Source organism: Myxococcus sp. CA039A (genome assembly GCF_013336645.1).
GTDB classification, from domain to species: domain Bacteria; phylum Myxococcota; class Myxococcia; order Myxococcales; family Myxococcaceae; genus Myxococcus; species Myxococcus llanfairpwllgwyngyllgogerychwyrndrobwllllantysiliogogogochensis.
Map to the genome: position 1 here is coordinate 1 of NZ_JABUMQ010000361.1, position 10,508 is coordinate 10,508.

A 10,508-nucleotide genomic window follows, 5' to 3' on the forward strand; every position below is an offset into this window, starting at 1 on the left:
GGGTGGAGGAAGGGGCTCCGGCTCGGGTGGCGGGGTGAACAGACCAGCGAGCTCCGGCACATCCGCGCCGCGCTTCCAGTCCGCCATGCCCTGCTGCCAGAAGAAGCTGCGGCCACTGATGGTGCCAGTGGCGACGAGCTCCCGGAGCGCCCCCTCGTCGAGGGGGCCTTCCTGCTTGTTGCGCACCATCACGAACCAGGGCGAACCGGTGGCCCGCAGGGGTGCGGCACGCGTGGGCTCATCGTCCCAGGGCGTTTGAAGCGCGGCGGGTGGCGCCTTGGCCAACGCGGGCGCGGCGGTGACGGGCGCGGCGGCGGGCTCGGCCAGGGAGCGCTCTTGCGCTCTCAGCCGCTCCACGTCCGCGAGCGACACCACGCGGGTGCTCTCCTCTTCGGCGGGTCCTTCGACGGTGATGACGTTCTGGCAGTTCTTGCAACGGACCTTGACCGTCTTGCCGCGGACTTTTTCGTCCGCAATGGAGTACCGCTTCTGGCAATTGTCGCAGGTGAAGTTCAAGGGGAGCGTCCGGCTCACTGAGGGGAGACTGGGTTCTGGATGCTACCGCTAGAAATCTCCCGCGCAAACCATCGGTTGACTCCGTCTTGCGCGCCAACTATGCAGCCGCCCTCTGTCTTCTCTCGGCCTTATTCAGAAGGTGGCGAATGCCGGCGAAGGACCTCGGATCGAAGTTCGTCTGCTACAAGTGCCAGACGAAGTTCTACGACATGAAGAAGCCTGACCCGCTGTGCCCCAAGTGCGGCGCGGACCAGCGGGAAAGCCCTGCTCTCAAGCCCCAGCCCGAGGGACGACGCGGACGCTTGGCCGCCGCCCCGAAGGTCATCGAACCGATTGAACCCGAAGAGCCCGCCGCCGCGAGCGAGGAAGAGGAAGAAGACCTCGACTCGTTCGACGACGACGAGACCGCGACCGCGGAAACCGAAGAAGAAGAAACCTGAGTCGTGGGGTTGTAGGGACTCCCTGGCATTCGCCGGGAGTCCCTGCGCCTCGGTGGTACCCACGAGGCCTTGAAGCGAGGCGCGCCCGTCAAGGGGCGCCGCCAGGGCTCCGTTCAGCGTGACGCTTCGGCTCCGCTCAAGTCCCTGACGCCAGCGACAACTCCATCAGCGCACGGCGGATCTGCTCGTAGAGGCCAGGCCCCATTTCCTGCATCCCCACCGGCCGGACTTCCTTGCGGGTCGGCTCCTGGTGGGTGTGTGCCTGGCTCGTCAGAGTCGTTCGCTTCTTGGCCTGCTGCATGACTCGGCCCCCCTCTCGTGGTGTTGCTCGCCAGTATTGTAGCAATTTTTCGGCCGCAGCGGAAATGAAATCCGGATCACCCACGCCTCGACATGTAGAACGCGCAGCGCCGAAAAACTTCCAGACTCTTTTGATACAGGCCTGAGCGGGCCAGCTACTTCAGGTCTCCTACCGCCCAGGACTGCTCCACCTCGACGACCTCTCCGGCGCGGACATTCACGGTCTGCTCGGCCTGGGGCAGCCGCTCGTGCCAGAGGACGAGGGTGTGGGTGCCCTCGGGGACCTCCAGGCGGAAGCGCCCTTCCGGGCTGGTGGTGGCGAAGTACGAGTGGTCGAAGGTACGCACCACCGCGCGCATCCACGGGTGGATGTCACAGCGGATGGGCACCACACCCGGCTCCGCGGGGAGCGGCTTGCGGGTCGTCATCCCCTCCAGCGGCATGGCCACGTTGAAGAAGGAGCGGTTGGAGCCGGAGGCGGCGCGCACGTTGTGCACGAGCGGATCAGAGTTTCGCAGCGTCAGGGTGCCGCCTGCCCGGGCGGCCAGGACGGGCGGCTCGTAGACGCACTTCTTCTGGTCCAGCACGGGGTCGGCCGGGAGGCTCGCCGGTGCGGGGAGGCCGGCGCCGGACTTGAGGGAAACCACTGTGTGGGCGAGTGCCCCTTCGGCGCCGACGACGAGGGAGCGGTCCTCCGCCTGCTCGCCGCATACGGACACGACGGTGCCGGTGGTGGGCGACAAGGTGGGGGCCGGGGGCGTGCCCGTGAGGCGAACGCGACCCTCGATGACACCCCACTTCACGTCGGCGGCAGGGCGCGCGGGCGAGGGAGCCGTCGGCGCGGGAGCGACGGGGGCCGAGGGAGGGGGCGTCTCGCGGCAGGCGGAGACGAGCGCGAGGAGGAGCAACGGGCGATGAAAGGTGGCGCGGAGCACGTGCCCGGTCTAACGGGTGCGTGAAGCTCTTTCAAATGGCGAGGAGCAATCCAAGGGCCCAGGGGATGACTCATGGTCCATTTGGGCGTTGGACCCTTATCACCCTTGTTGGTAGAAGAGCGCGCGGCCGTACACGGTGCGGCTCTGTGGGAGGCAGCAACTTTGCGGGAGAAATTGAAGGCGCTGGCGGAGCTTCAGAATGTGGACCTGGAGGTCGCATCGCTCCGGAAGGCCGCGGACGTCCACCCCCGTCAGATTGCCGAGTTGGAGCGGGAGTTGGGCGTAGCTCGCAGCGCCATCGAGGCTGAGCGCGCGCGTGTCACTGACATGGAGCGACAGAAGGCGGAGCGCGAGCAGAACATCACGGACGAGAAGGACAAGGTGAAGAAGTGGGAGGCGCGGCTGAGCGAACAGCGCTCCACCCGCGAGTACTCCGCCCTCGCCCGTGAAATCGATATCGCCAAGAAGGCCAACCTGACGATGGCTGAGGAGCAGGTGGAGCTGATCAAGCAGCTCGGCCTGGCTCGCGAGGCCCTCAAGGGGAAGGAGGCCGACTTCGGAACGAAGCAGCAAGGCCTCTCGGCGCGAATGGCGGAGCTGCGAGGCAAGCTGGGCGAGTCCGAGGCGCAGGTGAAGACGCTCGAGGGCCGTCGCTCGGGTGTCGCGAGCGCCGTCGATTCGAACCTGCTGCGGCGCTACGAGGTCATCCGCAAGAAGAAGCTGCCCGCGCTGGTCGGCGTGGTGGCGGGGACCTGCCAGGGCTGCAACATGAACGTGCCCCCGCAGCTCTACAACAACCTGCGCACCTCGCTGGGCACGGACGTCTGCCCGTCCTGCAACCGCATCATCTACGCGGTGGAAGCCCTCCAGGAAACACCCGCGGCGGCGAAGTAGGCCGCGATGCCCGCACCGTCCCTCGTCGACATCCTCCGCCACATCGCGCGTGAGGAGCCGCTCTCGTCGACGGTGCGCACCTTCCGCGGACTCACGCGGGAGCGACTGGGTCAGCTTCTCGACGAAGCCGCCACCCGTCTGGGCCCTCCCTCGAGGGCCGACGACGGAGTGACGGCGACCTCGGCTCCCGCCTCGACAGCGGTGGAGCCGTCCCCTCCTTCCGAGCCGCTTCCTCGCGTGCGCGTCTATTCGGACGGCGCCGCGAGAGGAAACCCCGGGCCCGCGGGCGCGGGCGCGGTGGTGACGGACCCCGAAGGCCACGTGGTGGCGCGACTGGGCCGCTTCCTCGGGACGCAGACGAACAACTCCGCCGAGTACCAGGGGCTCCTGCTGGGCCTGAAGCACGCGAAGTCGATGGGCGCGCGCGAGGTGGACGTCTACGCCGACAGCGAGCTGCTCATCCGCCAGCTCGGTGGGCAGTACCAGGTGAAGAGCATGACGCTGAGGCCCCTCTTCGAGGAGGCGCGGCGGCTGCTGGGACTTTTCACCAAGGTGAAGCTCCACCACATCCCCCGCGCGAAGAACGCCGAGGCGGACGAGATGAGCAACCGCGCCATCGACGAGCGGATGTAATCCCCCAAGCCTCGCGAACCCCCTGGAGTGGACCGCTGTCCCGAGCCTGTTGTAAGGGACAGGTGCCGGAGTGGTCCGGGTGAACGCCGGCCACCGCAGTCACGGGTGGCGGGAGGAAAGTCCGGGCTCCATAGGGCAGGGTGCTGGCTAACAGCCAGTCGAGGCGACTCGCAGGAAAGTGCCACAGAAAACAGACCGCCTGTTCCCGCAAGGGGGCGGGTAAGGGTGAAACGGTGCGGTAAGAGCGCACCGCGTCTGGGGTGACTCAGACGGCACGGTAAACCCCACCTGGAGCAAGAGCCAATAGGAGCGCGTCCCCGCTGTCCGGGGGACAGGGATTGCCCGTCCCATGCGTTCGGGTTGCTCGCTGATGAGGCCCCTGGGTAACCAGGGCCCTAGATGAATGTTCATCGCCCGTTCCGAAAGGGGCGGGGACAGAACTCGGCTTACAGGGCCACTCCGGCGCTTTTCCTGTTCGCACAATGCCCCGCTCGTCTCCCAGCCCCCTCCCCTGGGGGTGGTCAGGTGGGCGGGAGGTCCGCTGCGCTGCCCTGCCCGTCTTGTGGGCAGTGAACAGCGCGCCAACCTTCGTCATGACGTTCCCGCGAGGCTCCACCTCGAGCTCTCCCCAGGCAGGCCGCGGGGGCCCGAGCGGCGCCAGGTGGAACGCCAGCCTCGAGGGCCCCATGGCGGAGCAACCAACGAAGGGCCCGCCCGCTCGGCGGGCGGCGATGAGCCTCTGGGCGGTCAGCGCGCTCGGAATCGGCTCCATGGTGGGAGCCGGCATCTTCGCGCTGCTGGGACAGGCCGCGCTGCTCGTCGGCCCGAAGACCTGGCTCGCGTTCGCGCTCGCGGGAGTCGTCACCCTCTTGTCCGGCTACTCCTACGCCAGGCTCAGCTCGCGCTACCCCAGCTCCGGCGGCATCACCCTCTTCTTCGAGGAAGGCTTCGGACGAGGGCTCGTCTCCGGGACGCTCTCGCTCATCTACCTCGTCACCCTGGCCATCAGCATCGCCATGGTGGCCAAGACGTTCGGAGCCTACGCCACCCGCCTCTTCCTCCCGAGCGGAGGACACCTCTGGTTCAGCATCTTCGGCTCGGCCATCGTCATCCTGCTGTCGGTCCTGAATGCCGTCGGCTCGGGTGCGGTGGGCAAGGCGGAGGTCGCCCTCGTGTCCATCAAGCTCGTCATCCTGGGCGGCCTGCTCGCCGTGGGCATCTACTCCATGACCCAGGGCGGAACGCAGCACCTGAACTCGCACCCCCACCTGGGGCTCACCGCCCTCGTCTCGAGCGTGGGGCTGTGCTTCTTCGCGTATTCGGGCTTCGGAATGATGGCCAACGCCGCGTCGGATGTGGCCAATCCCAAGAAGACCATTCCCCAGGCCATCTTCCTGGCCATCGGCGTGGTGACGGTGCTGTACGTGGGGCTCTCCGTGACAGTCCTCTCCCTGGTGCCCCCCGCGGAGCTCGCCCGTGACGCGGACACCGCCGTGGCCCAGGCGGCGCGGCCCGTGCTCGGCTCCGCGGGGTTCACCATCGTCGCGCTCGGGGCCTTGCTCGCCACCGCGTCGGCCATCAACGCCACGCTCTTCGCCGCCCTCAACGTGTCGTCCGCGCAGGCTCGCGCCGGCCAACTCCCCCAAGCCTTCAGCACACCCCTCAAGGGCAAGAGCACGAAGGGCTTCATGTGGGGCGTGGTCGCCATCCTGGTGATGGTCAACACCATGAGCCTGGGCGCCATCGCCAATGTCGCCAGCGCGACCTTCCTCATCTGTTACATGGCGGTCCACGTCGCGTGCTGGAAGCTCGCGCGCCAGACGGGAGCCTCGCGCGCCGTCATTGGCGTGGGCGCGACACTGATGGGAGTCGTCCTCATCACCTTCCTCGTCAGCTCCGCGAAGACCCAGCCGCTCTCGCTCGTCCTCACCGTCGTCGCCGTCGCGGGCAGCGCGCTCGTCCAGTGGCTCATCCAATCGCATCACCACGGCCTGCCGCACTCCCGCGCGCGCTGACAGGCCCGCACGCGCGACCTCCGCGCGGGGAAGAGGGCGGCCCGCTTTCCAACATCGGGCAAGACTCCCTAGCTGGGATGACTGGCACCAGCGGGTCCCTACGTTTTCAGCCACTTCGCCGTGGCGGCAACGGACCCGATGACCTCTTCAGTCCCTTCACAGCAGTTCCCTGGTCGCGGCGTCGCCATCGCGCTGATGGCGTCACTGAGCACCCTCGCCTGGGACGCCCAGGCCCAGGAGTCCTCCTCCACGAGCCAGGACGCGAAGACAGACACGTCCTCCGCTGCCCTGTCGCCTGGTGAGGAGCTGGCGCTCCCGGAGCTGCCCTTTCTCGACCTGAAGCTCCCCTCCAACACCCAGGCCTTCGCCCCTCGCCCCGACCACGCGGTCTTCGACACGACACTGCCCGGTTACTTCCGGATTCCGAGCACGAAGGTCTTCCTGAAGCTCGGCATCGGCGCCACCACCGCGTTCACCGTCAGCTCCAAGCTCCTGGGCACGCCCACCTGGTTCACCACGTCCGCCATCCCCGTGCGCGGACAACCCTTCTTCCACTCTCCGGGCACCCACACGACAGCCACCGCCAACCCGTCCGACATCTCGCTGGAGATGCGCGGCAAGACGGAGCTGGGGCCGATGCGGCTGCTCTTCACCACGAGCTTCGCCCAGGCGCAGCCCACCTTCGGCTTCCACCCGAACTACGTCTACGCGCAGTTGGGCGGCGTCCTGGCGGGCTTCACCGATTCGACCTTCGCGGACGTCGATGCCTATCCGAGCACCCTCGATTTCGAGGGCCCCAACGCGCTCGTCTTCTCCAAACATGCCGTGGCCCGCTACAGCCACACCCTGTCCCACGACAAGCAGCGGCGGATGTTCCTCCACGTCGCCCTGGAGCAGCCCGGCTCCAACGTGCCCACGTCCGCGGGAGATGCGCGCGACATGCTCCCCGACGGAGTCCTCGCCTGGCGCACCGAGGGAGCCTGGGGCCACCTGCAGCTCGCCGGTCTGGTGCGAGCGGTGGGCATCCAGTCCAAGGACAGCAAGGACAGCAAGACGGTGCTGGGCATTGGCGGCAATCTCACCGGCGCCCACCACTTCTCCCACAAGCACACGCTGCTCATCGGCGTCGCGGGGGGACAAGGCATTGGCGCGTACCTCAACGACACGGGCGGCGCGCAGTACGACGCCGCGCTGAACACGCGCGGCGCACTCAAGGCCGTGCCCCTGCTCGGAGCCTACGCGGGCTTCATCTACGCATGGACACCCAAGCTCAGCTCCACCGCGACCTATGGGTGGCTCAAGCTCTGGGACCGCGACTTCGAGGCCTCGCTCGACGCGAAGAGCTTCCGCCGCTCGCAATACGCGTCCCTGAACCTGGTGGCCAAACCCATGAAGGGCGTCCTCGTCGGCGTCGAGGGGCTGTGGGGCTACAACCGCGCCATCGACAGCCAGTCCGGACAGGCCGTCCGCGGACAGCTCACCCTCCAGTACCGCTACTGAAACACCACACGAACCAGGACCGAGGGAAGACTCCATGGAGTCGGGGACGACCAGAAAACCCATTGCCGCCAGTGCGGCGCCCAAGCTGGGCGTGCTCACCCTGGCCATCATGAACGTCACGGCCGTCGTCAGCCTGCGAGGCCTGCCCGCGGAAGCCGAATACGGGCTGACGTCCCTCTTCTATTACACCTTCGCCGCGGTGTTCTTCCTCATCCCGGTGTCGCTGGTGGCGGCGGAGCTGGCCACGGGCTGGCCCGAGAAGGGCGGTGTGTTTCGCTGGGTCGGCGAGGCCTTTGGTCCCCGGTGGGGCTTCCTCGCCATCTTCCTGGTCTGGATGGAGTCCACCATCTGGTTCCCGACGGTGCTCACCTACGGCGCGGTGGCGCTGGCGTTCGTCGGCCCCAACCAGACGTGGGACAAGTCGCTCTCCAGCAACAAGTTCTACACGATTCTCATCGTGCTGGGCCTGTACTGGGCGGCGACCTTCGTCTCGCTGCGCGGGCTCAAGACGTCCTCGAAAATCTCCAAGTGGGCGGGCCTCATCGGCACCATCATCCCCGCCTTGCTGCTCATCGCGTTTGGCCTCGTGTACATGGCCTCGGGACGACCGCTCCAGATTCAGCTCGGCTGGGACAAGGTGATTCCCGACTTCAGCCAGTTCGGAAACCTGGTGCTCGCCGCGTCCATCTTCTTGTTCTACGCGGGCATGGAGATGAACGCCATCCACGTCGTGGATGCCAAGAATCCCTCGCGCACCTATCCGCTCGCCATCCTCATCGCGTCAGTGACGACGGTGGTGCTCTTCGTGCTCGGCACGCTGGCCATCAGCTTCATCATCCCCAAGACGCAGATCAACCTGACCCAGAGCCTGCTCGTCTCGTACCGCGACTTCTTCAAGGCGTTTGGAATGGCCTGGCTGTCACCGGTGATAGCAGCGGCCCTCTTCCTGGGCGTGCTGGGCAGTGTCACGGTGTGGGTCTCCGGCCCCTCGGCGGCGCTGGGAGTCGTGGGCCGAGCGGGCTATCTGCCGCCGTTCTTCCAGCGAATGAACAGACACGGCGCGCCCAGCCACATCCTCATCGTCCAGGGGCTGGTGGTCACCTTCCTGTCGTTGATGTTCGTCATCCTTCCGTCGGTGCAGGCGGCGTATCAAATCCTCAGCCAGCTCACGTCGACGCTCTACCTCATCATGTACATGCTGATGTTCTCGGCCGCCATCTACCTGCGCTACAGCGAGCCGCACACGAAGCGCGCGTACCGCGTCCCAGGTGGAGAAGTGGGCATGTGGGTCATCGGCGGAGCGGGCCTCATCGGAGCGCTCGTCGCGTTCGTGCTCAGCTTCATCCCGCCGTCGCAAATCAAGGTCGGCAGCCCGATGACGTACGTGCTCATCCTCATCGGCGGCAACGTCCTCTTCGTGGCCATCCCCCTCATCCTCTATGCGCGGCGCAAGGCCAGCTGGCGCTCGGCGGCGGGGGCGCGCGACCTGGCCCCCTTCAACTGGGAGAAGCCCGGCGCCTCGGGCCACCCCGGCGCGGCTCCGACGCAAGACGAAGAGGAGGCCTGGCCTCCCACGACTCCCCACGACAGGAGGCAACCCGATGGGCACACCGACGACACCCGCCACCATCCGCGCGGCGACCACTGAAGCGCACCAGCGATACCTGGACCTGAAGGAAGGGCAGAACGCCAGCTACATCCCGGTGCTCGCGCGCGTCCAACCCGAGCGTTTCGGGCTGGTCGTCATCACCGCGGACGGACAGGCGACGGAGGCCGGGGACACCCGCTCCGAGTTCGCCATCGAGTCCATCTCCAAGGTCTTCACCCTCGCGCGGGTGCTCGACGAGGTGGGCTCGGAAGTCCTCCGGAAGAAGGTGGGCGACAACCCCACCGGCGAGTCCTTCGCCTCCGTCCACGCGCTCGTGGTGCATGACGGCAAGCCGCTCAACCCCTTCGTCAACGCGGGGGCCATCGCCACCGTCAGCCTGATTCCCGCGGACTCGGCGGCGCGCCGCTGGGAGAAGATTCACGAGACCCTGTGCGCCTTCGCGGGCCGCGAGCTCGAGGTCATGGACGAGGTCTACCGCTCGGAGAGCGCGACCAATCAGCACAACCGCGCCCTCGCGTGGCTGCTCGACAGCAGCCACACCCTCTACAGCGACCCCATGGAGGCGACGGACGTCTACACGCGACAGTGCTCGGTCGGACTGACCGCCCATGACCTGGCGGTGATGGGGGCCACCCTCGCCGCGGGGGGCATCAACCCCCTCACCCGGCAACGCGCCGTCAAGGCGGAGCACGTGCCCCGGATTCTCGCCGAGATGACCATGAGCGGCCTCTACGACAACACGGGCACGTGGCAATACGAGGTCGGGCTGCCCGCCAAGAGCGGCGTGGGCGGCGGAATCCTCGCCGTCGTTCCGGGCAGGCTCGCCATCGCCGCGTTCAGCCCTCCGCTGGACCGTTTCGGCAACAGCGTGAGGGGCCAGCGGGCCATCCGGCACCTCTCGGAGGTGCTCGACCTCAACCTCTTCGCGACCACCACCGGGTCCTCGCCACCCGCGAGGTGAAGCACGACGCGACGCGTCTTTCAGTGGGCCACGGGGACCTGGGCGATGAGGATGCGGTCCCTTCCGTCGTTTCGCACCGCGTCCCGGTTCGTCAGCGGCAGGCGGGCATCCGTCTTCGGGTCCCACAGGCCCAGCCAGATGTTGAGGGCCTTCGGGTTGGCGTCGGCGGGGAGGTAGATGGAGAACTCGTCCTTCACCGTCTCGCCCGGCTTCCACTGTGACGTGGGCAACATCCCGTTGGCCGGCATGTGGTCCAGGTTCATCCGCTCCATGCGCCCGCCGGCGTCCTCGACGTGGACGAAGATGAGGTAGTCGGCGTCCAGGGCCTCGAGCACCTTGAAGTAGACGGTGACCTGGGCCCGCTCCCCCGGCGTCAGCCGCCCGGGTTGCACGGTGGCGGCGACCAGCTCCACCTTGCCGCCCAGGTTTGCGCCATTGCGCACGGACAGGGCTGGTACCTGGGTGACGGTGGCGGCTCGCCGCTGCTCGGGACTCGCACCACCCGGGGCCTCGACGATGCAGGCACTTCCCAGCAGGAGGACCGACGAAAGCATGACGGTGGGGAGCTTGAGGCGCATGGCACGTCGGTTCTACTCGGCCACGGGCGCTGCATCCACCGGCGTGTTGGTGTATGCGGAGCGGCGCACATGAAGACCCCCAATGCCCTCGACGCCCTGACCGCTCAGGTGCCGCCCTGTCTCTTAT

Annotated in this window: 11 protein-coding genes and 1 other RNA gene; 8 read left to right on the top strand and 4 right to left on the bottom strand. The window is 67.4% G+C overall.

What is annotated here, in order from left to right:
* Positions 1-516, bottom strand: a 516-nt coding sequence (locus HR086_RS39655) for a GYF domain-containing protein (protein WP_141649470.1), incomplete at its 3' end; no start/stop codon positions are given.
* 146 nt (positions 517-662) lie between these two features.
* On the opposite strand from HR086_RS39655, the gene HR086_RS39660 reads away from it, so the two are divergent.
* Positions 663-956: an FYDLN acid domain-containing protein gene (locus HR086_RS39660; protein ID WP_141649469.1), complete on the top strand. Its 294-nt coding sequence runs from the start codon at positions 663-665 to the stop codon at positions 954-956.
* Positions 957-1,092: 136 nt separating this feature from the next.
* Here the strand turns inward: HR086_RS39660 and HR086_RS39665 are convergent, their stop codons facing one another.
* Together HR086_RS39665 and HR086_RS39670 are read right to left on the bottom strand one after the other, a co-directional pair.
* Entirely contained in the window at positions 1,093-1,257 is a 165-nt protein-coding gene (locus HR086_RS39665; protein ID WP_174453057.1) for a hypothetical protein, read from the bottom strand.
* Positions 1,258-1,411: 154 nt separating this feature from the next.
* Positions 1,412-2,191, bottom strand: coding sequence for a hypothetical protein (locus HR086_RS39670; RefSeq protein WP_174453056.1), 780 nt, complete (start codon positions 2,189-2,191; stop codon positions 1,412-1,414).
* Positions 2,192-2,353: 162 nt separating this feature from the next.
* Here HR086_RS39670 and HR086_RS39675 point away from each other — a divergent pair, with 162 nt between their 5' ends.
* The 7 genes from HR086_RS39675 to glsA all read left to right on the top strand — a co-directional run bounded on the left by HR086_RS39675 (position 2,354) and on the right by glsA (position 9,803).
* Positions 2,354-3,085 carry a zinc ribbon domain-containing protein gene (locus HR086_RS39675; protein ID WP_141649159.1) on the top strand — a complete coding sequence of 244 codons (732 nt, stop codon included), beginning with the start codon at positions 2,354-2,356 and terminating at the stop codon, positions 3,083-3,085.
* Between the two features lie 6 nt (positions 3,086-3,091).
* Positions 3,092-3,718 carry a ribonuclease HI family protein gene (locus HR086_RS39680; protein ID WP_174461544.1) on the top strand — a complete coding sequence of 209 codons (627 nt, stop codon included), beginning with the start codon at positions 3,092-3,094 and terminating at the stop codon, positions 3,716-3,718.
* Between the two features lie 67 nt (positions 3,719-3,785).
* Positions 3,786-4,183, top strand: an RNA gene (gene rnpB / locus HR086_RS39685) — RNase P RNA component class A.
* 221 nt (positions 4,184-4,404) lie between these two features.
* Complete coding sequence (locus tag HR086_RS39690; RefSeq protein ID WP_174468207.1) at positions 4,405-5,733, top strand: APC family permease; 1,329 nt, start codon at positions 4,405-4,407, stop codon at positions 5,731-5,733.
* A gap of 138 nt (positions 5,734-5,871) precedes the next feature.
* Positions 5,872-7,233, top strand: coding sequence for a DcaP family trimeric outer membrane transporter (locus tag HR086_RS39695; RefSeq protein WP_174468208.1), 1,362 nt, complete (start codon positions 5,872-5,874; stop codon positions 7,231-7,233).
* A 34-nt stretch (positions 7,234-7,267) separates the two neighbouring features.
* Positions 7,268-8,881, top strand: a complete 1,614-nt coding sequence (gene gadC / locus HR086_RS39700) for a putative glutamine/gamma-aminobutyrate antiporter GadC (RefSeq protein WP_174468209.1) — start codon at positions 7,268-7,270, stop codon at positions 8,879-8,881.
* Entirely contained in the window at positions 8,835-9,803 is a 969-nt protein-coding gene (glsA, locus tag HR086_RS39705) for a glutaminase A (RefSeq protein WP_174468210.1), read from the top strand. Before gadC ends, glsA begins: the two co-directional genes overlap by 47 nt.
* A gap of 20 nt (positions 9,804-9,823) precedes the next feature.
* Here glsA and HR086_RS39710 read toward each other — a convergent pair whose 3' ends face one another.
* On the bottom strand, positions 9,824-10,381 hold the full coding sequence (locus HR086_RS39710; protein ID WP_141649162.1) for a hypothetical protein: 558 nt from the start codon (positions 10,379-10,381) through the stop codon (positions 9,824-9,826).
* Positions 10,382-10,508 lie beyond the last annotated feature (127 nt).